Origin of the sequence: Desulfitobacterium sp. PCE1 (genome assembly GCF_000384015.1) — a bacterium.
In the GTDB taxonomy this organism is placed as follows: Bacteria; Bacillota; Desulfitobacteriia; order Desulfitobacteriales; family Desulfitobacteriaceae; genus Desulfitobacterium; species Desulfitobacterium dehalogenans.
The window spans coordinates 713,807-738,189 of sequence record NZ_KB913023.1 but is presented as its reverse complement, the minus strand read 5'-3'; the positions used below and the strand labels follow the sequence as shown (position 1 = coordinate 738,189).

Annotated in this window: 30 protein-coding genes and 1 riboswitch; of the genes, 12 read left to right on the top strand and 18 right to left on the bottom strand. The window is 41.7% G+C overall.

The annotated features are described in order from the left end of the window. Nucleotides 1-73 precede the first annotated feature (73 nt). From DESPCE1_RS0103670 to DESPCE1_RS0103625, 10 genes are all read right to left on the bottom strand, one after another. Complete coding sequence (locus DESPCE1_RS0103670; protein ID WP_019849506.1) at nucleotides 74-1,156, bottom strand: GerMN domain-containing protein; 1,083 nt, start codon at nucleotides 1,154-1,156, stop codon at nucleotides 74-76. 361 nt (nucleotides 1,157-1,517) lie between these two features. Continuing rightward, nucleotides 1,518-2,261, bottom strand: a complete 744-nt coding sequence (locus DESPCE1_RS0103665) for an ABC transporter ATP-binding protein (RefSeq protein WP_014792690.1) — start codon at nucleotides 2,259-2,261, stop codon at nucleotides 1,518-1,520. Nucleotides 2,262-2,263: 2 nt separating this feature from the next. Next, complete coding sequence (locus tag DESPCE1_RS0103660; RefSeq protein ID WP_019849505.1) at nucleotides 2,264-3,280, bottom strand: ABC transporter substrate-binding protein; 1,017 nt, start codon at nucleotides 3,278-3,280, stop codon at nucleotides 2,264-2,266. Nucleotides 3,281-3,311: 31 nt separating this feature from the next. Continuing rightward, nucleotides 3,312-4,094, bottom strand: a complete 783-nt coding sequence (locus tag DESPCE1_RS0103655; protein WP_028305445.1) for an ABC transporter permease — start codon at nucleotides 4,092-4,094, stop codon at nucleotides 3,312-3,314. Then, a complete protein-coding gene (locus DESPCE1_RS0103650; RefSeq protein ID WP_014792687.1) occupies nucleotides 4,063-4,359 on the bottom strand; it encodes a thiamine-binding protein in 297 nt (98 codons plus the stop codon). The genes DESPCE1_RS0103655 and DESPCE1_RS0103650 overlap by 32 nt, the downstream gene beginning before the upstream one ends. 89 nt (nucleotides 4,360-4,448) lie before the next feature. Continuing rightward, nucleotides 4,449-4,555: riboswitch (TPP riboswitch) on the bottom strand. A 63-nt stretch (nucleotides 4,556-4,618) separates the two neighbouring features. Next, entirely contained in the window at nucleotides 4,619-5,410 is a 792-nt protein-coding gene (locus DESPCE1_RS0103645; RefSeq protein ID WP_019849502.1) for a YgcG family protein, read from the bottom strand. 82 nt (nucleotides 5,411-5,492) lie between these two features. Beyond that, nucleotides 5,493-6,050, bottom strand: coding sequence for a LemA family protein (locus DESPCE1_RS0103640; RefSeq protein WP_019849501.1), 558 nt, complete (start codon nucleotides 6,048-6,050; stop codon nucleotides 5,493-5,495). Nucleotides 6,051-6,093: 43 nt separating this feature from the next. Continuing rightward, the gene (locus DESPCE1_RS0103635) at nucleotides 6,094-6,930 is read right to left on the bottom strand and encodes an undecaprenyl-diphosphate phosphatase (protein ID WP_019849500.1); all 837 of its coding nucleotides are present in this window, start codon (nucleotides 6,928-6,930) and stop codon (nucleotides 6,094-6,096) included. Between the two features lie 339 nt (nucleotides 6,931-7,269). Then, nucleotides 7,270-7,476 (bottom strand): molybdopterin-binding protein, encoded by a 207-nt coding sequence (locus DESPCE1_RS0103630; RefSeq protein WP_014792683.1) that lies wholly within the window; start codon nucleotides 7,474-7,476, stop codon nucleotides 7,270-7,272. 105 nt (nucleotides 7,477-7,581) lie between these two features. Beyond that, nucleotides 7,582-8,430 carry a 2-oxo acid dehydrogenase subunit E2 gene (locus tag DESPCE1_RS0103625; protein WP_014792682.1) on the bottom strand — a complete coding sequence of 283 codons (849 nt, stop codon included), beginning with the start codon at nucleotides 8,428-8,430 and terminating at the stop codon, nucleotides 7,582-7,584. 368 nt (nucleotides 8,431-8,798) lie between these two features. Here DESPCE1_RS0103625 and DESPCE1_RS0103620 point away from each other — a divergent pair, with 368 nt between their 5' ends. The 5 genes from DESPCE1_RS0103620 to DESPCE1_RS0103600 all read left to right on the top strand — a co-directional run bounded on the left by DESPCE1_RS0103620 (nucleotide 8,799) and on the right by DESPCE1_RS0103600 (nucleotide 11,906). Beyond that, on the top strand, nucleotides 8,799-9,221 hold the full coding sequence (locus DESPCE1_RS0103620) for a universal stress protein (RefSeq protein WP_019849499.1): 423 nt from the start codon (nucleotides 8,799-8,801) through the stop codon (nucleotides 9,219-9,221). Nucleotides 9,222-9,232: 11 nt separating this feature from the next. Further along, complete coding sequence (locus tag DESPCE1_RS0103615) at nucleotides 9,233-10,156, top strand: diacylglycerol kinase family protein (protein WP_019849498.1); 924 nt, start codon at nucleotides 9,233-9,235, stop codon at nucleotides 10,154-10,156. Nucleotides 10,157-10,194: 38 nt separating this feature from the next. Next, a complete protein-coding gene (locus tag DESPCE1_RS23575) occupies nucleotides 10,195-10,599 on the top strand; it encodes a hypothetical protein (RefSeq protein ID WP_014792679.1) in 405 nt (134 codons plus the stop codon). 40 nt (nucleotides 10,600-10,639) lie between these two features. After that, nucleotides 10,640-11,338: a sulfite reductase subunit beta gene (locus DESPCE1_RS23570; RefSeq protein ID WP_014792678.1), complete on the top strand. Its 699-nt coding sequence runs from the start codon at nucleotides 10,640-10,642 to the stop codon at nucleotides 11,336-11,338. 127 nt (nucleotides 11,339-11,465) lie between these two features. Further along, a complete protein-coding gene (locus DESPCE1_RS0103600) occupies nucleotides 11,466-11,906 on the top strand; it encodes a YkvA family protein (protein WP_014792677.1) in 441 nt (146 codons plus the stop codon). A 29-nt stretch (nucleotides 11,907-11,935) separates the two neighbouring features. On the opposite strand, the gene DESPCE1_RS0103595 is transcribed toward DESPCE1_RS0103600, so the two are convergent. From DESPCE1_RS0103595 to DESPCE1_RS0103575, 5 genes are all read right to left on the bottom strand, one after another. After that, nucleotides 11,936-13,138, bottom strand: a complete 1,203-nt coding sequence (locus tag DESPCE1_RS0103595) for a DUF2974 domain-containing protein (protein ID WP_019849497.1) — start codon at nucleotides 13,136-13,138, stop codon at nucleotides 11,936-11,938. A 193-nt stretch (nucleotides 13,139-13,331) separates the two neighbouring features. After that, a complete protein-coding gene (locus DESPCE1_RS0103590) occupies nucleotides 13,332-14,033 on the bottom strand; it encodes a hypothetical protein (protein WP_014792675.1) in 702 nt (233 codons plus the stop codon). 92 nt (nucleotides 14,034-14,125) lie between these two features. Further along, on the bottom strand, nucleotides 14,126-14,752 hold the full coding sequence (locus tag DESPCE1_RS0103585) for a PrsW family glutamic-type intramembrane protease (protein WP_014792674.1): 627 nt from the start codon (nucleotides 14,750-14,752) through the stop codon (nucleotides 14,126-14,128). Continuing rightward, entirely contained in the window at nucleotides 14,745-15,509 is a 765-nt protein-coding gene (locus tag DESPCE1_RS0103580; RefSeq protein WP_014792673.1) for a hypothetical protein, read from the bottom strand. Before DESPCE1_RS0103580 ends, DESPCE1_RS0103585 begins: the two co-directional genes overlap by 8 nt. 262 nt (nucleotides 15,510-15,771) lie before the next feature. Beyond that, nucleotides 15,772-16,038 (bottom strand): hypothetical protein, encoded by a 267-nt coding sequence (locus DESPCE1_RS0103575; RefSeq protein WP_019849496.1) that lies wholly within the window; start codon nucleotides 16,036-16,038, stop codon nucleotides 15,772-15,774. Between the two features lie 563 nt (nucleotides 16,039-16,601). Between DESPCE1_RS0103575 and DESPCE1_RS0103570 the strand changes: the two genes are divergently transcribed. After that, entirely contained in the window at nucleotides 16,602-17,969 is a 1,368-nt protein-coding gene (locus tag DESPCE1_RS0103570) for a TrpB-like pyridoxal phosphate-dependent enzyme (RefSeq protein WP_014792671.1), read from the top strand. A gap of 179 nt (nucleotides 17,970-18,148) precedes the next feature. Here DESPCE1_RS0103570 and DESPCE1_RS0103565 read toward each other — a convergent pair whose 3' ends face one another. Together DESPCE1_RS0103565 and DESPCE1_RS0103560 are read right to left on the bottom strand one after the other, a co-directional pair. Beyond that, on the bottom strand, nucleotides 18,149-19,360 hold the full coding sequence (locus DESPCE1_RS0103565) for an FAD-dependent oxidoreductase (RefSeq protein ID WP_014792670.1): 1,212 nt from the start codon (nucleotides 19,358-19,360) through the stop codon (nucleotides 18,149-18,151). Nucleotides 19,361-19,390: 30 nt separating this feature from the next. Then, nucleotides 19,391-19,714 carry a co-chaperone YbbN gene (locus DESPCE1_RS0103560; protein ID WP_014792669.1) on the bottom strand — a complete coding sequence of 108 codons (324 nt, stop codon included), beginning with the start codon at nucleotides 19,712-19,714 and terminating at the stop codon, nucleotides 19,391-19,393. Nucleotides 19,715-20,003: 289 nt separating this feature from the next. Between DESPCE1_RS0103560 and DESPCE1_RS0103555 the strand changes: the two genes are divergently transcribed. Next, nucleotides 20,004-20,930, top strand: a complete 927-nt coding sequence (locus DESPCE1_RS0103555; protein WP_014792668.1) for a LysR family transcriptional regulator — start codon at nucleotides 20,004-20,006, stop codon at nucleotides 20,928-20,930. A 93-nt stretch (nucleotides 20,931-21,023) separates the two neighbouring features. On the opposite strand, the gene DESPCE1_RS0103550 is transcribed toward DESPCE1_RS0103555, so the two are convergent. Next, on the bottom strand, nucleotides 21,024-21,227 hold the full coding sequence (locus tag DESPCE1_RS0103550; protein WP_242835356.1) for a hypothetical protein: 204 nt from the start codon (nucleotides 21,225-21,227) through the stop codon (nucleotides 21,024-21,026). A 235-nt stretch (nucleotides 21,228-21,462) separates the two neighbouring features. Between DESPCE1_RS0103550 and DESPCE1_RS0103545 the strand changes: the two genes are divergently transcribed. The 5 genes from DESPCE1_RS0103545 to DESPCE1_RS0103525 all read left to right on the top strand — a co-directional run bounded on the left by DESPCE1_RS0103545 (nucleotide 21,463) and on the right by DESPCE1_RS0103525 (nucleotide 24,382). Continuing rightward, nucleotides 21,463-21,708, top strand: a complete 246-nt coding sequence (locus tag DESPCE1_RS0103545) for a hypothetical protein (RefSeq protein WP_019849494.1) — start codon at nucleotides 21,463-21,465, stop codon at nucleotides 21,706-21,708. A gap of 312 nt (nucleotides 21,709-22,020) precedes the next feature. After that, nucleotides 22,021-22,290, top strand: coding sequence for a metal-sensing transcriptional repressor (locus DESPCE1_RS0103540; protein ID WP_014792665.1), 270 nt, complete (start codon nucleotides 22,021-22,023; stop codon nucleotides 22,288-22,290). Between the two features lie 19 nt (nucleotides 22,291-22,309). Then, entirely contained in the window at nucleotides 22,310-23,560 is a 1,251-nt protein-coding gene (locus DESPCE1_RS0103535) for an NAD(P)/FAD-dependent oxidoreductase (RefSeq protein ID WP_019849493.1), read from the top strand. A 19-nt stretch (nucleotides 23,561-23,579) separates the two neighbouring features. Further along, complete coding sequence (locus tag DESPCE1_RS0103530) at nucleotides 23,580-23,894, top strand: TusE/DsrC/DsvC family sulfur relay protein (protein WP_019849492.1); 315 nt, start codon at nucleotides 23,580-23,582, stop codon at nucleotides 23,892-23,894. Nucleotides 23,895-23,908: 14 nt separating this feature from the next. Beyond that, complete coding sequence (locus DESPCE1_RS0103525) at nucleotides 23,909-24,382, top strand: DsrE/DsrF/DrsH-like family protein (protein ID WP_014792662.1); 474 nt, start codon at nucleotides 23,909-23,911, stop codon at nucleotides 24,380-24,382. Nucleotide 24,383: the final 1 nt, after the last annotated feature.

Genomic DNA, 24,383 nt, shown 5'->3' with positions numbered 1-24,383 from the left:
GATAAGGCAAAAAGAAATGTTCAGGCAGATTGAACTCCGCCTGAACTCCTAATACTGATTGCCGCTTTTAGAATTATCCTTCTATTACATTATCCATGTTGACTTTGAAGAACTCCCCTTTTTTCATCTCAATATGCCCTGATGCATAGGGCTCCCCTTCCAGGGTAAGGTAGACTTCCGAAGCCCCATAATAATTGCCTAGAGTATTGACAATGCTCTGCAGAATCATCCCTTCATACCCCGATCCTGCGTTCATTTCTCTGACAAAATTCTTGGTAAAGTCTATATAGACTCGGCCATCCTGATTAAGATAAAGGCTCTTTATCTTTACATTATCGCCAATAAGTCTACCATGATTTGCCTGCTTTTTGAATTCTTCTTCAAAGATCTGCTTTGTAATATCGTTGGTTTTAAAGGACAGTTGAGTTTGGGTCGTATAGATTTTGTCATCGTTAATATTGGGATCATAGACCTTCACGTTTTGAACCAATGGCGTGTCTTTTTCCAATTTGCTTAAGGTCGATATTACTTCATAGCCATCTGTACCTTTATACACAGTCTTGACTAGCCCTACATTGGGAGCATAGTAGTCCGTAATTGTGTTATCCTTACCTTCTGTCGTCACTTCTATAACTTTATAATTTCCGGAAGGAGTTGAAAGGTCCATATTCACATTGGTAATGGTGCGTTTACGATTATCTGCCAGGGTCCAGGATGTACCTTTGGTCAAGGGCTCCTTTAGAAGAACATCCCCACTGGTATTGAGCGAGGAGCTCTGGGTGAGATCTTCCCGGTAATAGGTTTCTCCTTGGGCCAGAAGCTGTATCATCCGACCAGCGTCAAGTCCCAGAACGCGAACAGTCTCTGTCCCCCCATTGTTCGTCCTCAGCTGCACCTTGCCTCCTTTGATGTAATCCACATAGGTGGTAAAGGAGGCATACTCATTGCCCTGTCCCTCATACACATATTTGGTGTTTTCCTGGTAAGCAAGATAGTTCGCAAGCAAATCCTCTTGTGCCGGCTGCTCATTGTTGTTTTGTGGTTCACCAGTGTTCGAGCCATTAGGGGAATTGTCCTGCTTTATACCACATCCGCCTAAGAAAAGCAGCGCTAAAAGAACTGTAAAAACTCCCATCATTAAAGTGCGTTTTTTCATGATGCTAACCTCCTTGTTTATGTCCAATACTATTTTAGTCTCTTATGCTCAAGAATTTCCACTGGAAATAAAATCATAGGACTCATCCCATTTTGATACTACTTTTAGTATAACCACCATATTGAGCTTTGACCATCTTTATTCAATATCCATCCATAGAGGATTCTTATATATATAAATAATAGACTCAAATAGGGGGGCAAATCTGATACGTACAAATCTATACTCCCGTTGCATAAGAATACTAAAACAAAGAAAGGGTACTGGAAAGCTAAAAGTCTTTCCAAATACCCTCCAATCTAATCCACGTAGTGCCTATTTATAATAATGCTCACCGTTGATGCGCCCAAAGTTAATCCTATTAGCTTAACAACTTAATGATCTGCCTTTTGTACCCCATAAAGGCATCGGATATTCGGAATTCTTCTCCCCGGGGTCGCGGGATATCGATGACAATCTCATGGGCGATTATCCCTGGAGGTCCGGTCATAATATATATTCTATCGGAAAGTAGGATGGCCTCATCGATATCATGAGTAATAAATAAAGAGGACATATTGATTCGGCCCATGAGGTCCAAGTACCAGCGATGCATGGCACTCTTGGTAATGGCATCCAAAGCAGAAAAAGGCTCATCAAAAAGAGCTACATCTTGAGAGAACATATAGGTTCTGAGCAGGGCGGCTCTTTGCCGCATCCCTCCGGAAAGCTGGGTAGGGTACTTCTTCTCGGTTCCTTCTAATCCGAACTCTTTGAAATGACTGGAAGCTTCTTCCCGAGCCAAGCTCTTTTTTATTCCTCGGATAAAGAGAGGCAGTGCCACATTGTCCAACACGGTTAAGTGAGGCTGCATCAAATCCTTTTGCTGCATATAGCTTACTTTACCGGCCTGCCCTGTAATATCCTGAGCGTTGAGAAGCACCTGCCCGGAATCAGGGGTAAGGACACCGGCAATCACATTAAAAAGCGTGCTTTTACCAATGCCGCTCACTCCCAGGAGGCTTACCAGTTCCTTTTCACCAAGTCTGATATTGATATTTTCGATTGTTAATTCTCCCGCAAAACCCTTTGAGATGTTTCGCGTCTCAAGCCTTATCTTATTCATCTTTACTTGGGCAGATAGGCATTGGTAAAGCCTTGTCCTGCCTCAATCCTTTTGGAGATCAATTGATTATCCGCCATCCAAGTATAGAAATTATCCCAACGGGCTTGATCGATGAAGCCCCACTGCTCAACTTCAGCTTTATATTCCTTGGCCAAATACTTTTGGCTGGCAGTTATAAGGTCCAGATCCAATTCCGGGGCATGCTTGACAAGAATTTCAGCCGCTTCTTCAGGGTGAGCTATGGTGTATTCATATCCTTTAGCTACAGCAGCCAAAAAGTTTTTAGCTGTATCTTCATTTTCTTCTAAGTATTTAGGACTGGCCGCAATAACCGGGGTGTAATAATCTAAGACAGGGTCAATATCCTTAAACGCAAAATAATTGGTGTCCAGGCCTTTGACTTCTGTAGCTATACCATCCCATCCATAATATACCCAGACAGCATCCACATCCGTTTTCAGGGCAGAAATCACATCCGTTACTGTATTAGGGATCATCTTGATGGCGTCATAGTTACCACCGTCTTTTTCGATAACTTGCTTGATAATAGCCTTTTCCACAGGAGAATCCCAAGTAGCGTAGACCTTGTTCTCCATTCCCTTCGGGCTGGTGATGTTATCTTCTTTAAGAGAGATAATTCCCGAAGTATTGTGCTGCAAAATAGTCCCTACAGCTACCATATCCAGCGGACTGTCCGAGGTAAGAGCAGCCGCAAGCTCTTCTTGGAAGGTTACGCAAAATTCAGCTTTACCGGCAGCTACCAGGGGTAATGCGCCTCCTTCAGGCGGTTGTACAATATCCACCTCAAAACCCGCTTCTTGGAAATAGCCCAATTCTTTAGCCACATAGACACCGGTGTGATTAGTGTTCGGCGTCCAGTCCAGGACAAAGGTGATTTTCTTATTCTCCTGTACACCTTGCTGTCCATTTCCACCGTTACCAGTATTTTGAGCACTGCAGCCGGCTATACCTAAAACCATGAAAACACTCATAACTATTGCAAAGAATCGTTTCTTCATCTCAACATTCTCCTTAAATACTTTTTGACTCTTACCCTTCTCTCTGCTGTTCACCGATCTGTGCCCAGGGCATTGCTTTTCGTTCCAAGAGCTCCACACATTTCATAAGCACTAAGCTTAATATGATGATCAAAAAAATTACTGCAAACATTTTATCAAAGGAATAGGATTTTCTGACCCGGGTCATATATACTCCAAGGCCACTGTTTCCTCCCAGCCATTCGGCGATAACTGCACCGACGATAGAATAGGACACCGAGATGCGTAGTCCCGAAAAAAAACCGGGCAGGGCATTGGGCAGCTTAATATACCGGTAGATTTGCCACTTTTTAGCTCCCATAGCTCGCATAAGATTCATAGCGTCTTGGTCCGATGATTTAAATCCTCCTAAAAGAGCAATGGTCATAGGAAAAAAACAGGTCAAAACAATAAGAGTAATCTTTGGTGCCATATCGTAGCCCAGCCACAACACCAACAAAGGGGCTATGGCCACCGTGGGGATGGTCTGAGTGATTACCAAGATGGGATGGAACGCCTTATAGAGTGCATCGAAACGATCCATTAAAAGCGCAATCCAAAAAGCTAAAAGAATACTGAGGGCTAATCCCACGAAAGCTTCTGTCAAAGTGACCTGAGTGTGCTTCATTAGCTCAGGAAAAGAACCCACTAAGGCATGGATTACATCCCCAGGAGATGGAAGCATGAATTTGGGCACTACCTCAAAAAAGGTCACCAGGTACCAAAGGATGAGCAAAAGCAGAAGTACTGCCATTGGGTAAAGCTTATTGGTGATGTTTTGTAACCTTTTCATCAATGGTCCAAATCCCGCCTTCCGGCTTATAGCTAATTTTTACATAGGACATAACACTGGGTGCCCCCTCCTCAATGCAGATCATCTGGCAGCGTTTGACTATCTCCATAAGTTGGTCATACTCCCCTTCGATGGTAGTCTCAAAAGGGCCCACATAGACATTGAGACCGGAGGATTTTATGTATTCAATGACCTTATCCACCACACGAATCACTTCTTGTCCTTCCACAGCCGGTAATACTTGAATAGCTACACTTGCATTAATCATTTCTTTTTCTCCTTCTTCCATTAATGTATTAAACAAAAAAACCTTCTGCAGCCAGAAGGTTTTTCAAACAATTCAGGGCATGGAGCCAGAAGCTCATGCATCTTAAGTCCCTCCGCTAGCATTACCTAGATCAGGTCGATGGGTCGGAAACACTCGTTTCCCTCTCAGCCGTTTTCCAGCTCCCCAGCACTATTCCCTTTTCTGTATCATAGCACCCTAATCATTAAAGTGTCAAGAATACTAAGCCTTACACTAAAGTTTACCAACGTCGTGTACTACCTCCGCCTCCACCGGAACCTCCACCACCGCCGAAACCTCCTCCACCGAAGCCTCCGCCTCCGCCGCCACCACGGCCACCTCTCATGAGCATACCAATAATCATGCCGAAGATAAAGCCATTAAAATAACGGTGATCAATATAAAATAGGAAGGCGATGCCGAAAAAGGCTAGGATTTTAACCCCAAGGGGTAAGGAAGCCATAGTATCTGTTTCGTTATTATAATCGGACGAGGCGTACAAGGCTTGGGGAGAATCAATATCTATCGCCACTTGATACTCCTCCGCGACTTCCTGAACAAAAGCCCGATACCCATTCAAGATGCCTTGATTATAATCGTTCTCCTGGAAATATGGGATCATGTATTCATCTTGGATTCGACCGGTCTTTGCATCAGGAAGAGCGCCTTCCAATCCATACCCAACCTCAATTCGTGAAACTCGTTCATTAGGGGACACTAGAATCAGCAAGCCATTGTTTAGCTTTTTATCACCGATCCCCCATTCTCTTAAGATGGTTAGGGCGTATTCCTCCGGCTCATACCCTTTCAAATCGTTGACCGTAACCACCACGATCTGGGCTTTGGTCTTTTGTTCTAAGGCTGCCGAGTTTTGAACAATAATCCGCTCGGTGCTTGTATTGAGAACATTAGCTTCATCCAGCACAAAAAAATCACGGGTGGGCTGCGGGATCGAAGGGGTAGCCGCCTGCAAAGGAGAAACTATCGTAAAGAAGAACAGTACCAATCCGGCAAGCAGGAGTTTCCTCTTCATGGGCTTCATTCCCTTCACTTAACCTATACCTGTTATATAATCAAATGTAGCTTGAGCTTTGACTGTGTATCTGGATAGGTTGTTACTTGGAAAAATCCACAGTCGGGGCTTCATGGGCATCCGCGTCAGCCTTAAAATACTCTCGCTCGTCAAAACCAAGAATTCCCGCATAAAGATTGGTAGGCAAATGTTTTATCTTTGTATTATAAGATTGAACCACATTGTTATAGTCCATCCGAGCTGTAGTGATGCGGTTTTCCGTCCCTGCCAGTTCGTCCTGTAATGCCCGGAAATTAGCATCAGCCTTTAACTGGGGATAGCTTTCAGAGATAGCCAATAATCGGCTCAAAGCACTGCTAAGCGCTGCATCCGCCTCAGCGGCCTCTCCCACACTGCCTGCTCCAATCAATCGGGATCTGGCATCGGCTATATCCGTAAACACTTCACTTTCATGCTCGGCATATCCCTTAACGGTATTAACCAAGTTGGGAATGAGATCCGCTCTGCGCTGAAGCTGGTTCTCTACCTGGCTCCAACTATTGTCCACAGTCTCAGAAAGAGTAACTAAATTATTATAACCTGACCCAAGGATCATAACCAGGATAAGGATTATCCCTACGGGAATCAGCCATTTTTTCATTATGTTTCCCCCATTCACAATTTCATTCTTACTAATACAAAAACTAGCCTATAACAGTCCTAGCCGAGAAATACAAGAGCACAATCACACCTAATATGATGCGGTACCAGCCAAAGACCTTAAAATCATTCTTTTTAATATATCCCATTAAAAATTTAATGGAAATTACAGATACTATGAAGGCGACTACCATTCCTATTAATAAGATCATCAACTCCGGACCTGTAAAGCTAAAGCCAAACTTCAAGAGCTTAAGTGCACTGGCCCCAAACATGACGGGAATAGCGAGAAAAAAAGTGAATTCAGCCGCTACAGTTCGGGAAACTCCCAGCAAAAGGCCTCCCACAATCGTCGCTCCAGAACGGGAAGTTCCAGGGAATATGGCGGCAATCAATTGAAAGATTCCGATCATGAAAGCTGTCGTGTAAGTAATTTGTGATAACTGATTAACACGAGGCCTCTTTCCCTTATTGTAATTTTCAATGACAATAAAGAGAACTCCAAATAAAATCAGCATAACAGCGACGGTTTGATAGTTATAAAAAAGAGCGTTAAATACATCATCCCACAATATACCGATGACTCCTGCCGGAATACAAGCCACGATGATTTTAAACCACATTTCTATGGTCTCTTGCTTAATGGAAACCCCTCTATCGAAAGTAAAGGGATTAAGCTTCTTCCAATACAACAGTACAACAGCCATAATCGCTCCCAACTGAATGACCACAAAAAACATTTCCATAAATGCCTTAGACATATTCAGCTTAATAAATTCATCCACCAATATCATATGCCCTGTGCTACTGATGGGCAGCCATTCTGTAATTCCCTCTACAATACCCAGTAAAATCGCTTTAAAAATCTCTACAATTGCCATAATTCCTCCTATTACATTCCATTGATTTAAATACACCACGCCTATTATATCAATTCAGTTTCTGAATGGGTAGCCGCATTCCCCTCTTCAATATATGACGCAATCCATAAACGTATTATACCTGATCATGTCTAGCCTAGTCCTCAAGGATTGAGTACGCATTTATTAACTTTTTCTTAATTCGTACATGAAAAATCTTACAATAAGTTCAAGCCTATCAGATAAAAAGTGGAAGTTGCTTTCTGGATAGTAAAACAATTACCTCCTATGGTAGAGTTAAACTTCTATTCATAGGAGGTAATTAGCCGATTAAAAAGAAAGAAAAAACTTTTTTAAGAATTATTCAAGACCAATCATGACTGAACTTGCTTTGATAATTGCAATTGCATCATCGCCTACATTTAATCCCAAGGACTCTGCTGAATTCGAAGTTATACTTGCCGTGATTGACTGTCCGTTAATATCTAAAACTACTTCAGTTGACACGGGACCGTTTTTGATTCCAGTAATTTTACCTTTTAACTGATTTCTAGCTGATAATTGCATTAAATAGTGTACCTCCCTATTCAATAATCTGGACTAGTATGCGCACACTCGAAACATTGTAAACAAAATTTTATTTCTTGCCATTAGAACTGTCTTGACCTAATGCTAGTGAACATCTTCTTCCACCTTCTCCAGCCTTTCGTCAAGGAGATAAGGATTGGTTAGGTATTTCTTGACTAATTTAAAGGAATTGGAGTAGTAGAGTCCGTCACAGATGCGTTCGTCTAAGGCATAGCCGATCTCACAGCATTTTTTAACCACTACCTGCTCCCCCTCAACTACGGGTAGTTTTTTGACCTTCCCTAAGGCAACAAAAATCCCTGTAGTACCAAAATCGTAGAGGTGATGATAAATAAAATCCAGATTAATCGATTTGAGATAGGTAAAAAAAAGTGAGGTGTGAAAAGGACTGGCTTCAATAATTTTTCTGGGCAATAGATTAAGCCGATCCATCTCCTTCAGCGTCCCTACTAGAAGCTTCACCAGGCCATTAGGCAAGGACATAATGCCACGTGCGATGGTATCCACATCATTGACGGTTCCTGCTGCACAACTTTCCTTTATGGTTCGATCCACTATCTCGACAATTTCTTCGATGCTTTCCAGGCCTGTAAAGAAGAATTTTACCGTTGTTTCTTCGCCTTCATCTTTTAAATAACGCTTAATAGCCATGGAAATAAGGATATCATGTCGAGCATAGATTCTATTGTTCATGACAAAGCGATTCAACTGTGGGCGTTGGGCAAGAACACGCACATAGACCCCAATGAATAGATGCAAGTAATTGAGCTCAATTCCTTGAGCTTTCTTTTCTTTAATATATTGGTCTATTTTATCCACAACAACGACTTGCTTATAAAAATTTTGTGCATCGCTTCGTCTGGTCATAATATGGGGAATAATCCTTACAAAAGGGCTTAGAGACTTAAGAAGCCTCCCATCACTTCGGCCCATCTAAATCCCCCTTTTATTTCCTAATTTGGTCTTCCTTTCATTAATTTCTCTAAGAACAAGACAATCCCTTCTTCCCTAATACATGTCATAATACAAAACTTGGCTAACCCTCTGATAGTTGTAATGAATAAAAAATGGCCGGACAAACTTAGGTTAAGCCCGTGCCATTCTCTATGATTAGTTTAGTGCTTTAAACATCCCGGAATCAAAGATATCATATGGGGTGGATCCTTTTCTCCTAGATTATTAGCAAAAAAATTATAACTTATACAGTCAGATAGTATAAAAAAGGTTTATAGTTTAACTTTTCTATGGGATGATATAAAATGAGGTAAAATGGACAAGCTTAATCAAGGAAGTGATTACATATGACAAAAATCCTGGTACCTGTAGACGGTTCTCCGAATTCTGACAAAGCCATTCGCTATGCTCTTACTCTGGCACGTTGCGAGGACGATCTTCTTATCTTTTTAAATGTTCAGCCCAATTATAACACACCCAATATAAAACGCTTTGCCACCCAAGAACAGATTAAGACTATGCAAGAAGAAGCCAGCAAAGAAGTTCTCGATCACTCTCTGGAAATCGCTAAAGATTCCATCGCATCCATCCATACGCTTCTGCGCACAGGTGACCCTGGAAGAGAAATCTGTAAAGAGGCTCAAAAAAGTGCCGTAGACAACATTGTTATGGGATACCGAGGACTCGGTGCCGTTAAACGAGCAATCCTGGGTAGTGTAGCAACTCATGTTCTTCATGAAACAAGCTGCCCTGTTACCATAGTTCCTTAGAGGATAAGGTAATGAATAATAACCCATGGTTTGCTGTCGTCAACCCAGCATCGGCTAACGGACAAACTCGAAGAATCTGGCCCAAAATTTATAAGAGCCTTCTTGATCAGGGGATTAATCTTGGATTTGCATACACCACGGGACCAGGGGATGCCACCACTCTTACTCGGCAGGCCTTACAAAATTACGCGCAAATTCTCTCTGTCGGTGGCGATGGTACTCTTAACGAGGTTGTAAATGGATTTTTTGCCGATCAAAAGCTTATTAATCCTGAAGCAAGCCTTGCTGTTCTCTCCCATGGAACTGGGGGAGATTTTCAGCGCACCCTCAATCAAAAACGAGGGCTCCCATCCCTACTGGAAGTTCTTCAGCGGGAAAAAATCATTCCTATTGATTGTGGACTCGTTCAATATGAAGATGCCTCCGGTCAATTATACACTCGTTATTTTCTCAATGCAGCGGATGTGGGTTTGGGAGGAGTGGCGGTCAGCCAAATCAATCAGCGCAGCAAATTCCTCGGCGGCAAACTCTCCTTCCTCCTCGGTGGTATCCTGACCATCTTGACCTACGAAAATAAAAATATGAAATGTGTCATCGATGGAAAAGTCGTGGTCAATGGTCCAACCAATAGTATCTGGATTGGCAATGGGCGCTTTGTCGGAGGAGGGATGATGATTGCCCCTCATGCTGAGCTTGATGATGGCCTTTTCAATATTATTGTTCTCGGCGACCTCCCTATATTCAAAGTCTTGCGCCATTTGCCCAAAATTTATCAAGGTCACCATCTTGAGGTGCCGGGTGTTACAGTCTATCGCGGTAAAGAAATCTCCATTATTTCTAACCCTTCAGCTTACTTGGAGCTGGATGGGGAACACCTGGGATTTACACCCGCCCATTTTTCGTTGATCCCACAGGGGATTCGATTATGGACCTAAATACATGCTCTCATAAATAAACTACAGAGGTGTTATAGATGTCTTTATCCATTAGTGAAAAAGAAAAGATGATAAAAACCTGTGAAGAAATTCTCGACCGTTGTGATAAACCCTTTGTATGGGAAGATGATGGGATCTATGAATCAGAGAGAGCTAAAAGTCCTTTTAATCTTTTTTTACCCCAAGAGCAGATAGCTCAGGAATTAAGCACGCTGTTTGAAACCTTTTGCGGTACTCCCTATATCTACGATCAAGTCAAGGCCGTCTGCCATTTGGAAGCCGAATGGTATGAATATGGAACTTACGGCCTGGATCGAGACTTCACTCGGGTCTTAAGCCGTTACTCTCTGAAACCTGAATATGTGGAACAGGTTAAAGCACATTTTACACAGAGGCTCAAAGAGCTGCAAACTGATTCCTTTTCTTATGGTTCAAAACAATAATATTTGCTTTAGATAAGGTGATTAGAGAGGAGAAGTTTACATGTCCACAATTCCAGAACAGGCTGCCCTTTTAAAGGGTAAGGGGTTCCTTCTCAATAAAGATGGGGAGCATTTTTCCTGTAGGGTGGTCATTCCTGGAGGGAAAATGAATGCCCAACAATCCAAAAGAGTAAGCGAAATCTGTGAACACTATGGAAAAGGGTATTTCTACCTCACCCAAAGGCAAAATATCGAGATCCCTGGTATTCTATTAGATAACCTGGATGGGGTATCTCTAGCTCTCGCTGAAGTCGGTTTAAGCATCGGCTCTACAGGACCCAGACCAAGGCCCATAACCACCTGTAAAGGGGCTATATGCAAATTTAGCCTTTTTGACACTGAAGCTTACACCAGCCAACTCGATGAAAAGATTTATAAAGGGTATTATGACGTGACCCTGCCTGGTAAACTCAGAATCATCACCAGCGGCTGTTTTAATAACTGTTCCATGCCTCATGTGGGCTGCATCGGCATCATCGGTAAGAAAAAAGACCAAGTCGCCATCAGTCTTGGAGGGATGGCCGCTCGTAAACAATCCTTAGGTCGAGAAATCCAAGGTCTTTATACTTTAGATGAAGCTACCGGGATCATTGAAAAAGCGATTCAATATTATAAGGAACATGGCAATAAAGGTGAACGCTTTGCTCAAATGATTGAACGTATTGGCTTTGAAACTGTAGAGAAGGCTTTAATTGGCTAAGACAACCCCTTTACTGATAATTTTTGCTACCTAAAGGGAATGACACAGGGTCATTCCCTTCATCTATTTTTTAATTACTTTGCCCTTATCATGGTATACTATGTTTAAGGCAAAGGAGGACAAAGGTATGCAGATTGGACAAAATCTTAAAGATAAGATTATGACAAAATTTAGACATTACCAAGAAGACGCCAAAAAGACCCTCCAAAATATCGACCTCACCCAAGATAAACTGAACGCTGTCTTTACTAAAGCAGAAAAACTAAACATTAACACGGCACCTATCCATAAGGTCTACCAGGATATCCTGTTATTGATTCAAATCGTCAAAGCCTATATCAGCAAAGAATATCAAGACATCCCTGCCGGATCCATTGTCGCTATCTTTGCCGCCTTGATTTATTTTTTATCCCCTATTGATATTCTTTTTGACTATATTCCAGGAGTTGGTTATGTGGACGATATGTTTGTCCTCGGTTTAGTCTTAAAGCAAGTAGACTCTGACCTGCAAAGGTTTCGCCTGTGGAAGCAAAGCGGAGATCCCATAGAATCCGCTCCGGAAAATTGAAGATAACCCGGCGCTTCATTGTGACCGGGTTATCTTCTGTCCTTTTTGTCTTGAATTGAATTGTGTATTTCAACAGTACTTCTTTTCTTTTTATTAGGTGTCCGTGCTAACAGAGAGGCCACATCGGCTTCAAAGGATGAAATCCATACCTTTTGCGTTTTATCAAAGAAAACTTTGAGGGTCTTCTTTAAATGAGATTTGGTCAAGGGATCTAAGGTTTTATAGCTCTTAATCATATCGTTAGCCAAGGATAGCTTTTTCTGGGACAGATCGCTGACCGTCATAGCCCCGGTGGCCTGAAGAATATCAAATAAAGCGTCTACGAATTCCGCTCTCTGCTCCATGGACAATTGATTAAGCCAAAGCCTTACAGTCCTGTTAAAATTCTTGCTCCCTTTGGTTAAACCTTTTTCATAGACGAAATGGGCGCCTCTTACCTCCCAAAAGAAAGCATTATGCTGCATAACGCTCAAACCATTGCTGTTGACCGTAATGTACTCTTCCCCATGCTCAAGGAGCATCCCTACCACGGAGGATTTAGGAACAAAGGTGTGAATCCGGTCGAGGAGCCTCTGATATCCTTCCTGTTCAAGGACATGAGTCAAAAAACCTGGGCCATCATTGTTATACACTCCAATGATTCGATCCTGAACCTCACGTTCCATGGCCGCTGCAGCATAGACCGCCAGATTTCCGCCTTTGGAATGGCCACCTAAATAGAGCTTGCCCGAATATTTCCCTACGATTTTTCCCACATAGGAAATTGCATCCCTTTGGGCCTTGACTTCATCCCTAAAACTCATCTGAAAATCCTCTTTCCATCCGGCTAGGGTATCGTCTGTACCGCGAAAGGCAATAAAGTGCTCCTCTTGATTGATGGAAAAGACCGTCGCGGAAAATTGGTTGCAAATCTCATGATCCACCAGATTCACATAGCTGGATAACTGAACTTCTTTGAAGCGAGTCGTCAGTGAGGCTTTAATCAATAGTTTGGGTATCTCCCGAAAGAAAGGGTTGATACTATTCCGGAGCTTCTGATGGGCAAGTCCTTTGAAGTACTGTTCCCCTGCCTCAGTCAAGGATATTGAATCCCTTGAATCCTCTGATGGGAGAATACCATCGAATTCAAGGTAAGCTAAGACTGAAAAGATTAAATTATCCACTTCATTAAATCCATCCTGAGCAAAGCTTAAATCCCCTCGCCAATCGAGATAATCAAATATGTTTTGCATAGGGCACCTTTTCTTCTTCACTTTTCTTGAATAGAGTAAACTCTTTGCTTAGTATGTCTTATTTTTGAATCTATTGCTTAGTCCTATTCTTCTATCTTATTCCTCTATCTTATTCTTCCTTCTTGATTAATATCCTTTTATCATGACTTTCCACCTGACTTTATCATTGGATTCTTGCCAATCAATACTCTTGCTACCCTCTGCCTACACTTCTAATGCTTTCCACTAATGCTGCCATTAAGCGGTGAAACCCCTGAGGATTCTGAGCCGGGACACGATAATGCTTATTAATCTCAATCTGGACAGCTGGAATCCCTAGTTCTCTAGCTGCAAAATTGGCTATTGTATTAGGGCCGGATGCTGCGAAATAGTCGAAGGAGATTTTTGAGAACCCGCAGTTCTGAAAGCTCCGTGCCAGGGTTTCATCTGTACATACTTTTCCGAGAAGGTTCTTCTTATTATTAGTCCCAAAATCTACGTCAAATTCCCTGTCTCGAGCTGCCCCATGGATATCCAGAAGGAGCTTGATTTTGCTTTGCTTGCACAAATAGGCAAGTTTCTCTTTATAGATACAAGGATTATCTACGTTCGGGTCTCCACCATAAAGTTTAGTGACTGCAATGGCATGACAACCCGTTAACTTATTCAACAAGTAGGCGATGGAGCCGGTATATTCGTCGGACATTTTAATCTTCTTCTGGCGAAAATGACGAACCGCATGGGGAGCTGAAATTAGGATGGGGATATCCCCTGTTGTGTACCAGAAGGGCTCCTCCTGCTTGGGATCCACTCGTTTATCAGTTTTATAGAAATAGACTCGCTCAATACTGACTGCTTCTTCATTGAGACGGGTCCGGGTGTATTCAGTAATGAGTTGTTGGTGCTTATGGTTCATAGTTCAATCCCCTTTATCATCTGCTTCTACAGATATTCGATAGTTCTTCCCCACATCCCTTCGAAGCAGGATCCCGATTCTTAAATCAGTTCTCAATGCCCCTTGTTTTCCTTTATATTGAGCACTGCAAACCCTATCAAATAAAGAAAAAGCGGCATAAACAAACCAATGGATTGATAACTTGAGTAGATATACAGATTATATAAGGCATGAATCGTCACCGCTAAAGTATAGAGACCAAACAGCAACGGCCAGATTATTCCGTTTAATTGCCTCGCTATACTAAGCCCAAAGCCAACAATGCCTGTAGTCGTTCCATGGATAAGACAGGTTGTGACACTGCGAGTGACAATAAAGGGAACCGGCGATCCATCTACATGCATGTGCTCTAAAAGATATACATAATTTTCTTGGATGGAAAACCCGATCCCTGCCGCTATCCCAAAATAAACAATGGGTATTTTCTTTTCCGATTTGAATAGAAAATACCCAAGTGGCAATGCTTTTACAAATTCTTCAATAATCGGAGCCCAAGTGATGGAAAGTTGGTGAGTATTAATCTGAAAATGGCAAACCAAAGCATTATTTAACGTCAGTGAAACCGCAAAAGCGATGAGGCCCCAGATGAAAAAGAGTATCAGCAATCTATTTTCCCCTTTTAAAATAATTGCCAGAAAAAAAAGAGGAATAATGGTTCCTACAAAAATAGCCTCACCCATCGGACATCTCCTCAACTTTCATAAAGCCATAAGCCGTTAAGGAAAGGGCCGCCGGAAATAAAGCATCTGTTGAAAGTGTATACGTATCAGGTATCAAACAGATACATATCATAAATATCATATCGCTTAAGCATAGCAAACAAAGACCTGCTATAAACAACCGGTACCGTGTGATAGGAAAAATAGGCTGAGCTTTCCACAAAGTGTACCCTATAGCTAGTGTTAAAGCCAGGTTATCAATATTGATCAGTAGAGTATTAGACCCAACTAGAGACAAGAAAACAGGAATTAGCAATAGTCCTAAGGGCCATAGGTTTCGATACTTTATCTTAATGGTATATTGAGGTATCCTTTTTGTGATTGTGTGAATTACCCCAATCAGAAAAAAATAGGTGCCCATAAAGCCTAGATCCGCAATCGATGGATAGGGAAGTGACGATCCGTCAAGAAATATAAAAGAGAACCAGTAAAGCTGCCCCAAAGTCCAACTCAATACAGCCAAAGCTACTCCCAATACTAAATAACGCTCGAAGCTGAATCGAGCATAGCAGATCACAAGCATGCCGATAGCTAATCCAGCGAAAAGCTGGATCCCATTAGCCACTGTATTTAACTTCGAATAAGGAATATTAGTAAAAAGCAAAATGTAAAACAGGGCCGCCCAAACAAAAGAAAGGATACAGACGGCTTTAACTGTTAAAATCAAGAGTTCTTTTCGCTTTAACATTCTTTGGATGACTTGATCCCACGTAATCATGAAATCCCCTACCTTGAGTGCTTTGTTTGCCTACATTGTCAACTTCATCACCATTCAGAAGTTGATATATACTCTGTATACATTATGACATATTTCACGAGCGAATGTTATATATTTCACAGATTTTTAAAATAATTTTTTGAGATTATATAATATAAAATTCTTATGGCAAATTAAATCCATATAAAAAAACCACCCTCCTCAACCAGGAAGGTGGTCATAGATTTTTTTGAACCAATACATTGTGTTTAATGAAAATTGATTAAATGTTTACAGCGAAACTTTGACAAGTCAGCGCTGCGCTCCGTGCAGAGATATGATTCATGACCTTGAGAACAGTCGCCGGAGAATTAGTTAATTCTACTACGCGATACTCCCTCGATGTTTTACCAAAAGATGCTTTGAGGATGGTCAGGATCTGGTCTTTTAGAACAGAGAATTTTTTCGTCCCATTGATATTATGCTGATCAAGCTTGCCAAGTTTCTTAATCTCTCCATGGAGAATTTGAAAATCACTTTGAAAACTCATCGGAAACCTCTTTCTTTCTTAAATACAAAATTTACACACAAGGAGTATTGTAACAAGAATGGATAATGCTGTCAATAGCTTTGGGTAAAATTTGTAAAAATTTTTAATGCAAATTCTTTCATTTTTCTTCTTGACAAATATTATATAACAGGATAATATCTTTATAAATTATATATAAATATCTTAAAACCGTCGATTGAGAGTAGTAGGATAAGAACTCAGGTTCAGAGAGCTGCAGAAGGTGGGATTGCAGTACAAGTAGACTTATCACGAATGGGCTCATGAGGGCAATGCAGAAATTACATGGATAGGCTATGAATAATGAATATCATGGTAAAAGTATGCTAGCCGGGAACTTCACCCGTTATCCATGAAGCGTATATGATGGTATACGAAATGAGTGGCGTATTTTGCGCAATGCAGGTGGTATCGCAGAGATTAGAAGTCTTTGTCCTATAAGGGGACAAAGACTTTTTTAATTTCCTATTTTCTGGATAGAAAAGCTTCAATAAAAATGGAGCTTTTAAAATACTTAACTAAATAAACGAAAGGAATGAAGCCACATGACGAAAGTACCTTACAAAATCTATCTTTCTGAGGAGGAAATGCCGAAAAACTGGTACAACCTGAAGGCTGTGATGAAAGAGCTTCCCCCTCCTATGCTTCACCCAGGGACCCTGAAGCCCTGCACTGCCGAAGACCTGCGACCTGTATTTTGTGACGAGTTAATTGAGCAGGAATTAAACACTAAAGACCTCACTATTGAGATCCCTGAAGGTATTCGGGACTTCTACAAGATGTACCGACCCTCTCCTCTGGTCCGAGCCTATTGCCTGGAGAAGTTGCTGGATACTCCCGCAGAGATCTACTATAAATTTGAGGGAACCAATACCTCCGGCTCCCACAAGCTCAACTCCGCTGCCGCTCAAGTCTACTATGCTAAAAAACAGGGCTTAACCTCCCTCACCACAGAGACCGGCGCCGGGCAATGGGGTACGGCTCTATCCATGGCCTGTGCCTATTACCAAATTGATCTCACCGTCTATATGGTGAAGATCTCCTCTGAGCAGAAGCCTTATCGAAAGGCTGTGATTGAGACCTATGGCGGCAAGGTCATCCCCTCTCCTTCTGACACCACAGAAATCGGCAAAAAGATCCTCGCCGAAAATCCCGGTACCGGCGGCTCCCTAGGATGTGCTATCTCCGAAGCCATTGAAATGGCTGTAAGGTCTGAGAATTGCCGCTATGTCTTGGGTAGTGTCCTTGACCATGTGGTTCTCCACCAGACAGTGATTGGTGAAGAGACAAAGATTGCCTGCGAGAAGTACGGTATCCAGCCTGATATCATCATCGGTTGTGTAGGGGGCGGTTCAAACTACGCGGGTCTGATTGCCCCCTTCCTCGGGGATAAACTCCAAGGAAAAAACAATATTAACTTTATCGGCGTAGAACCTGCCTCTTGTCCATCTTTGACCCGTGGCAAATATGCCTATGATTTTGGCGACACAGGAAAAACTACCCCACTGCTGAAAATGTACACCCTAGGTTCAGGATTTATCCCTTCTCCCAACCATGCCGGTGGTCTTCGCTACCACGGCATGAGCAGCATCGTATCTAAGCTCTATCATGATGGTCTTATGGAAGCTCGGGCTGTTGAGCAGTCTAAGATCTTCGATGCCGCTACTCTCTTTGCCCGCAGTGAAGGAATTCTCCCCGCTCCTGAATCTTCCCACGCACTGCGAGCCGCTATGGATGAAGCCCTCAAATGTAAGGAAACCGGCGAGAAGAAAACCATCCTCTTTGGACTCTCAGGTACCGGATACTTCGATCTGGCTGCATATATGAGCTATAACGCAGGCACTATGACCGACTTTATTCCTACGGATGAAGATCTGGAAAAGAGTTTCGCTACCTTGCCTAAAGTTGAGTAGTTAAAAGCCTCATCCAGCAAGGAATGTATCTTTGACTAAAGTCAATTTCCCTAATGTAAAACAAAGTGGTAGAGCGTGGATACTCCCATTCCGAGATATCCTCTCTACCACATTTTATCAAAACCCTATTAAGGCTTACTTTACTATTTCAAGGAATCACAGGTAAGCTATACCTTTTATTATAATTGTCCAGCTAAGACTTCTTTATCCATGCTGCATTCCAATTCTTTAACTTTTTCTCCTTTGTACAGTACCACAACGGCGGGGACATTGGTTACACCATATTTTTCAGCGAGACTCTTTTTGGTCGCCATATCAACTTTCACCAATTTATAGTCTTCATCATACTCTTTATAAAGCTCCTCCATTAATGAAGAAAATTCCAAGCTTTGCGTGTCAGCTGCATTAAAGAATGCAAGTAAGACCTTCTTCTCACTGCTCAGGATGTTCTTTTGGAAGGCCTCAAGTTCTTCAATATAGCGTTCTGCAGCCACAGCGGCAGTGGCACCATCTCCCGCAGCGGAGACAACCTGCCTAAGATATTTCACTCGGTTATCACCAACGGCATAGACTCCGGATAGATTAGTCTCCATTAAGTCGTTGACGGGAACATAGCCTCGGTGATCCATTTCAATCCCACTATTTTTTAGGAATTCAGTGGCCGGAATCATACCCACGAAGAAAAATACGCCTTGGCAGGGAAGGATGGATGAAGTACCTGTCTTTAGGTTCTTGACTTTCACCCCTTCCACATTTTCATCACCTAAGACCGCCTCTAAAGTGGAGTTCCAAACAAACTCCATTTTCTCATTTTGAAAGGCTTTTTCAGCACTGACCTTATTGCAGTCCAAGACCCCTTCATCATGAAGGACAATGACTGTGACCTTACGAGCAAACTTGGTGATAAACATTCCTTCTTCAATGGCTTGATCCCCGCTGCCTACCACGACTACATCTTCGCCTTCGAAGAACTCAGCATCGCATGTAGCACAATAGGCTACCCCATTACCCCGTAATTCCTTTTCGCCGGGAATATTAAGAAGTCTGGGTTGAGTTCCTACAGCAACTATGACTGCCTTACCATAGAGTTCTTTCTTCTTCTTGGTGGTGACTTTTTTAAGATCTTGAGAAAAATCTGCGCTCACCACTTCATCCTTAAGAAACTCTACGCCAAAGCTCTCGGCATGTTTCTTGAAATCGCCCATGAGCTCTGGACCGCTGGTATTAATATATCCTGGGTAGTTTACGATTTCACGTGTATTATCTACCATACCACCGATGGTCCCTTTATTGATAATCAACGTCCTAAGCTTTGCTCTTCCTCCGTAGATTCCTGCTGTAAGTCCAGCAGGACCTCCGCCAATTATAATCAAATCATAGCAGTTATCCATGTCTAAACCCTCTCTCTTTTGTCCCAAGCATTATCCCAGGATTTCAGAAATCTTTTCTTGAATTTGCTCTTCTTCCACTTCCCCGGCAAACTTTCCAAAGTACTCCCCATCATTAAAAAAAAGAATTTGAGGAACACCTTTAAGGGAAAAAGATTGATACAAATCCTTATTATCCTCTACATCAACATAATAAAATCCGAATTCACCCTCATAGTTTGGAGCTAATTCTTCGAGAACAGGGACAACTTCTTTACAAACATGGCAAGTCTTTCTGGAGAAAATTACCAGGCATTTTTCCCCATTATCATAAATTTTTTCTTCAAAACTTTTAGAATCCAACCTTGTTAATGACATTTTTTACAGTCCCCCAGTCTTAAAAATTTGACTTTACTTTTTACATAGATTCCCAATCTGTGATAATCCCCTCAATCACAATTTTAATAAGTTACGGCTAACATGACAAGCACCAATAACTTGCAACCTTCACAACTTTTTGTTGTACCCAAGATAAAGTTATCTATAACACAAACTGCTATCATCTATAGAAAAATATAAAGATGTAAGTCTTACTTTAGCTGAGAGCATCATGCTATAATATACACAAGCAAAACTATGTCGCCATTACCCTATAGGAGGTGCTCCTATGAGAATTGATCATCTAAAGTATATTACCATCGTCGCTGAAACCGGTTCCATTAGTCATGCTGCCGAACGCTTGTACATTACTCAACAGGGCTTAAGTCAAGCTATCCGACAATTGGAAAAGGAACTGGGGGTTCCTTTACTTAATCGAACTGGCAATAAAATTTATCTTACTCAAACCGGAAAAAGGATTGTCGAGAAGGCAAAAGAACTTCTTGTTACCTATGACGAACTCATTGATATTGCCAAAACAGCTGGGGATAATCCTTTTCTAAAAAGCTCAAAACGAATCACTTTACTTACAACGCCTTTTTTATCCGGCACCTTGTTACCAGATATTATATGTCGATTCACCCAAAAACACCCTAATGCTAATCTTGTCATTAATGAAAAGCTTCCTCAGGAAATTATTGAAGAGATTCGTGAGGACCGAAATGCCATTGGGTTGTTCAGCGGTTTAAGCGACCGACTAAATCACAAGGATTTTTCCAATGCTAATTTGACATTTCAGCCTTTCTTTGAATGCGAGCAATTAATCTGTGTTACAAAGTCTTCACCATTAGCCAATCGAAAATCTGTAAACCCTTCAGAACTAGCTAAATATCCCCTTGCTTTATATGATGTGGGACAAAATGCATCCCAGCTTTGTGAATTACTCAAACCTTTCGGAGAGGTTAAGGTCATGTTAAGGACCGGCAACTCGAAACTTTATCGAGAAACTATTGCCAGCGGCTTAGCCATTGGTTTCTCCAACAGTTTTGCGGAATACTTCGAAAAAAGAAATTCTGTGGTCACCATACCCATCGAGAATACCCCAAAGTTTATTCTCGGCTGGGTTTACTGCGAGGACACCCCACGGAACGAAATGCAAAGGGAATTTATCGACCAGCTTATCCAATACGTAAATCGTATCAGGATCAGTGCGTGATGAGCCGCTGTAAGCTCAACTGATATAAACCGAGGAAAGACCGATTAAGAGTAAATTCTAATCGGTCTTTAAAATTGAGAAAGTAACTTCCTCTTACCCTCTGACGCTCAAGGTAGGAGCTTTATATTTACGATTTTTCTTTTGATTCCGGGGACGACTGATGGATTCTTTAAAGGAAACTGCATTCTTGTCTATCCCTTTTTCATTAGTAGAAGTTTCATCAGTCAGAGCCATATTTTCCATCGATAAACTCTTTAACCCAAAGCTCCTATAGCAGGCGGGCACTTTCATGCTCATACCTCTCATCCTTTCCTTTTTCGACTCCTAATAATAGTCTATGCTCTTACCACAATCCCAAGTCCATTTTAAATAAGATCATGAAGTATATCCAACATTGTTCTTTTTCAGTAACTACAAAAAACTCTTGTATTCGTCTTTATCCAAATTAGTTTTCGCGAGTATAGTTATACCATAATTTCCCACATATAGTTGGAACTATTTTGGACACATTATTACAGGAGGTGTAAATATTATGCAAAACCAAAACCAAAACCAAAACCAAAACCCAAGTCAAAACCAAAGTCAAAGCTACAGTTCAGATGTCCAAAGAGTAAAGAAAGAAATCCAAAATGATTTACAGTCTGCTGCTCAAGGTCAAGCTGGTTCTGCCGGTGCTGGCAGCCAGGGTATGCAATCCAATGCCATGAGCTCTTCCTTAAGCACTCAATCCGAAGCACAAAAGGTTAAACAGGAAATTCAACAAGATTTGCAATCTTAGCAGCCGGAAAGAAATTCAATCTTGAAAGTCGAAACCCTGGATGACTAAAATCGTCTCCGGGGTTTGCTTATGTCAAGCCCCAAGTTGTCGAAAGAGCGCAAAATTTTTCTGAATTTTTAGTAACTATTCTATTGACAGAACCATTCGTGAAATAGTATACTAAATCCAAGAACCCCCCTACCCCCGGTAGGTATAAAATCTGGTTGTTTACACCGTTACGTTAAGTCTAAATTTGCTTTTTAAATAAGTGGAGTATCGAATTCCAATACGACGTTTATATTTTATCGGATATTTAATATAAGGAGTGGTTATATGGCTATAAGTGAAAAAGAGGACATCCTTATACGTTTAAGAACCATAAAGGGGCATATCAGCGGCATCGAAAAAATGATAGAGGAGGAAAAGGAGTGTGCCGATATCCTTGTACAGATTTCAGCAGTTACCAGCTCTATGAACAAAGTCAAGAACATGTTGAATAGACATTTCGTTGATCGTTGCTTAGATAAGGTAATCTCCGAAGAAAAAGATCTCAAAACCGAAGTATCAAAAATTCTGGACAATATCCTAAAGTTTAACGAATGATTGGAATGGGGGCAGTTCAATGAAAAGAGTACTCATTCTAGGGGCTGGTACAGCCGGTACAATGATGGCCAATCACCTTCAACGAAAGTTGGATAAAAAGGATTGGGCTATCACTATAGTGGACCAATATGAAAAACACTATTATCAGCCAGGCTTTCTTTTTATCCCCTTTGATCTTTATTCAGAAAAGGATGTGATAAAAAGAACGAGGGACTTTATTCCCAAGGGCGTGGAATATATCAAATCTCCAATCGAATTAATCGAGGCAGAAAAAAATCAGGTATTGCTATCTAATGGCTGGGTCCTTCCCTATGACTTACTGGTTATCGCCACAGGTTGTGAAATAGTCCCCGAAGAAGTGGACGGTGTCATGGATGGCTGGCGAAAAGACATCTTTGATTTCTATACCTTTGAAGGTGCACTGGCACTTAGGGATAAGTTAAAAGATTGGCCTGGGGGAAGATTGGTTGTTCACATTAGTGAAATGCCGATTAAATGCCCTGTTGCACCTTTGGAGTTTGCTTTTCTCTCGGACTGGTTCTTTGCGGAAAAGCGTAAAATTCGTGACAAAGTAGAACTCCTCTATGTTACTCCTCTAGATAGTGCCTTTACAAAGCCAAAATGTGCAGACGTCCTTGGACATTTATTTCCCCAGAAAAAGATTCAATTGATTAATAACTTCAGCATTCCTCATGTGGATGCCAAAAACAAGAAACTCATTTCAGTGGATGGTAAGGAAGTGAATTATGATCTTCTCGTTACCGTACCTGTAAATATGGGTAGTTCTTTGATTGACCGCTCCGGCCTAGGTGATGAATTGAATTTTGTTCCCACCCATATGCATACCCTGCAAACTAAGAAGTACGAAAATATCTTTGTCATTGGGGATGCTTCCGATCTTCCTGCTTCTAAGGCCGGCTCTGTCGCTCATTTCCAAGCGGAGATCTTAACTGAGAATATCTTGAGCTATATTGCTAACAAACCCTTAACCGCCCATTTTGATGGTCATGCTAACTGCTTCATCGAGTCAGGCTACGACAAAGCCTTCTTAATCGATTTCAATTATGAACTTGAACCCGTTGAAGGTACCTTCCCTCTACCTGGAATTGGGCCCTTCTCCCTTCTCAAAGAGACGAAAATCAATCACCTGGGAAAACTGGCTTTTAAAGCAATTTATTGGAACATGCTTTTAAGAGGTATCCCCATCCCCACAGTTCCCGCCGAAATGAAAACCAGCGGGAAAAGGCTGGATGATCTCTATCAACCCTAAAGCAAAAGGAGGAATTTGGATGCAAAAAGTTATTGCAGGTTATACCGTCGATGTAACCCAAGAAGGCTACTTGGTAAACCAATCCCAATGGAACAGGGACATTGCCTCGGAAATCGCCAAAGAACTGGGGATTGAAAGTCTCACCTCTGGACATTGGAAGGTCATTGAATTCCTACAGAAGGACTTTGCTGAGACAGGAAAAATTCCAACCATCCGTAGAGTGAACAAAGTGGGCAATATTGGAACTCAAGAACTCTATGCACTTTTCCCCGAAGGTCCTCTTCTTAAAGCGACAAAAATTGGTGGCTTAAGCAAACCTGTGAGTTGTGTTTAGAGAGGAGAATGAGTATGGCCGACGAAGAAAAAATCAAAAAGGTCTCCATTATTATTTCCAAGGGTTCCTTGGAAGGAATCTACCCAGGATTAATCATGGCCAATGGAGCACGAATGATGGGAATTGAGGCTAATCTCTTCTTTACTTTTTTCGGTTTGAACACCATCACAAAGAGCAAAATGGATTCTATTAAAGTTGCTACCGTGGGCAATCCCGCCATGGGCATCCCCTCCCTGATCGGAATCCTACCCGGAATGTCCTCCCTTGCCACCTTGATGATGAAGAAACAAATGGAGGAATTGGATATTCCACCGATTCCGGAGTTTATAGAAATGATTTCTGATGCCGGCGGAAAAATCTATGCCTGTTTAGCCACTGTGGAAATGTTTAAGTTAAAGAAAGAAGACTTTTGCGATCAACTGAGCAGTATTCTTACAGTGGGTGATTTTTATAATCTTTCTGCCGGTGGACAGATAATATTTACTTGAA

What these genes read in the sequence shown, in the direction of transcription:
- DESPCE1_RS0103650 (WP_014792687.1), bottom strand. Translation starts at nt 4,359, where the DNA reads ATGATTAATGCAAGTGTAGCTATTCAAGTATTACCGGCTGTGGAAGGA.
- DESPCE1_RS0103660 (WP_019849505.1), bottom strand. Translation starts at nt 3,280, where the DNA reads ATGAAGAAACGATTCTTTGCAATAGTTATGAGTGTTTTCATGGTTTTA.
- DESPCE1_RS0103625 (WP_014792682.1), bottom strand. Translation starts at nt 8,430, where the DNA reads ATGGGCCGAAGTGATGGGAGGCTTCTTAAGTCTCTAAGCCCTTTTGTA.
- DESPCE1_RS0103595 (WP_019849497.1), bottom strand. Translation starts at nt 13,138, where the DNA reads ATGCAAAACATATTTGATTATCTCGATTGGCGAGGGGATTTAAGCTTT.
- DESPCE1_RS0103600 (WP_014792677.1), top strand. Translation starts at nt 11,466, where the DNA reads ATGCAGATTGGACAAAATCTTAAAGATAAGATTATGACAAAATTTAGA.
- DESPCE1_RS0103550 (WP_242835356.1), bottom strand. Translation starts at nt 21,227, where the DNA reads ATGAGCATGAAAGTGCCCGCCTGCTATAGGAGCTTTGGGTTAAAGAGT.
- DESPCE1_RS0103585 (WP_014792674.1), bottom strand. Translation starts at nt 14,752, where the DNA reads ATGGGTGAGGCTATTTTTGTAGGAACCATTATTCCTCTTTTTTTTCTG.
- DESPCE1_RS0103525 (WP_014792662.1), top strand. Translation starts at nt 23,909, where the DNA reads ATGGCCGACGAAGAAAAAATCAAAAAGGTCTCCATTATTATTTCCAAG.
- DESPCE1_RS0103670 (WP_019849506.1), bottom strand. Translation starts at nt 1,156, where the DNA reads ATGAAAAAACGCACTTTAATGATGGGAGTTTTTACAGTTCTTTTAGCG.
- DESPCE1_RS0103615 (WP_019849498.1), top strand. Translation starts at nt 9,233, where the DNA reads ATGAATAATAACCCATGGTTTGCTGTCGTCAACCCAGCATCGGCTAAC.
- DESPCE1_RS0103665 (WP_014792690.1), bottom strand. Translation starts at nt 2,261, where the DNA reads ATGAATAAGATAAGGCTTGAGACGCGAAACATCTCAAAGGGTTTTGCG.
- DESPCE1_RS0103555 (WP_014792668.1), top strand. Translation starts at nt 20,004, where the DNA reads ATGAGAATTGATCATCTAAAGTATATTACCATCGTCGCTGAAACCGGT.
- DESPCE1_RS0103570 (WP_014792671.1), top strand. Translation starts at nt 16,602, where the DNA reads ATGACGAAAGTACCTTACAAAATCTATCTTTCTGAGGAGGAAATGCCG.
- DESPCE1_RS0103620 (WP_019849499.1), top strand. Translation starts at nt 8,799, where the DNA reads ATGACAAAAATCCTGGTACCTGTAGACGGTTCTCCGAATTCTGACAAA.
- DESPCE1_RS0103560 (WP_014792669.1), bottom strand. Translation starts at nt 19,714, where the DNA reads ATGTCATTAACAAGGTTGGATTCTAAAAGTTTTGAAGAAAAAATTTAT.
- DESPCE1_RS0103575 (WP_019849496.1), bottom strand. Translation starts at nt 16,038, where the DNA reads ATGAGTTTTCAAAGTGATTTTCAAATTCTCCATGGAGAGATTAAGAAA.
- DESPCE1_RS0103590 (WP_014792675.1), bottom strand. Translation starts at nt 14,033, where the DNA reads ATGAACCATAAGCACCAACAACTCATTACTGAATACACCCGGACCCGT.
- DESPCE1_RS0103545 (WP_019849494.1), top strand. Translation starts at nt 21,463, where the DNA reads ATGCAAAACCAAAACCAAAACCAAAACCAAAACCCAAGTCAAAACCAA.
- DESPCE1_RS0103540 (WP_014792665.1), top strand. Translation starts at nt 22,021, where the DNA reads ATGGCTATAAGTGAAAAAGAGGACATCCTTATACGTTTAAGAACCATA.
- DESPCE1_RS0103630 (WP_014792683.1), bottom strand. Translation starts at nt 7,476, where the DNA reads ATGCAATTATCAGCTAGAAATCAGTTAAAAGGTAAAATTACTGGAATC.
- DESPCE1_RS0103535 (WP_019849493.1), top strand. Translation starts at nt 22,310, where the DNA reads ATGAAAAGAGTACTCATTCTAGGGGCTGGTACAGCCGGTACAATGATG.
- DESPCE1_RS0103580 (WP_014792673.1), bottom strand. Translation starts at nt 15,509, where the DNA reads ATGATTACGTGGGATCAAGTCATCCAAAGAATGTTAAAGCGAAAAGAA.
- DESPCE1_RS0103565 (WP_014792670.1), bottom strand. Translation starts at nt 19,360, where the DNA reads ATGGATAACTGCTATGATTTGATTATAATTGGCGGAGGTCCTGCTGGA.
- DESPCE1_RS0103645 (WP_019849502.1), bottom strand. Translation starts at nt 5,410, where the DNA reads ATGAAGAGGAAACTCCTGCTTGCCGGATTGGTACTGTTCTTCTTTACG.
- DESPCE1_RS0103640 (WP_019849501.1), bottom strand. Translation starts at nt 6,050, where the DNA reads ATGAAAAAATGGCTGATTCCCGTAGGGATAATCCTTATCCTGGTTATG.
- DESPCE1_RS0103635 (WP_019849500.1), bottom strand. Translation starts at nt 6,930, where the DNA reads ATGGCAATTGTAGAGATTTTTAAAGCGATTTTACTGGGTATTGTAGAG.
- DESPCE1_RS0103530 (WP_019849492.1), top strand. Translation starts at nt 23,580, where the DNA reads ATGCAAAAAGTTATTGCAGGTTATACCGTCGATGTAACCCAAGAAGGC.
- DESPCE1_RS23575 (WP_014792679.1), top strand. Translation starts at nt 10,195, where the DNA reads ATGTCTTTATCCATTAGTGAAAAAGAAAAGATGATAAAAACCTGTGAA.
- DESPCE1_RS23570 (WP_014792678.1), top strand. Translation starts at nt 10,640, where the DNA reads ATGTCCACAATTCCAGAACAGGCTGCCCTTTTAAAGGGTAAGGGGTTC.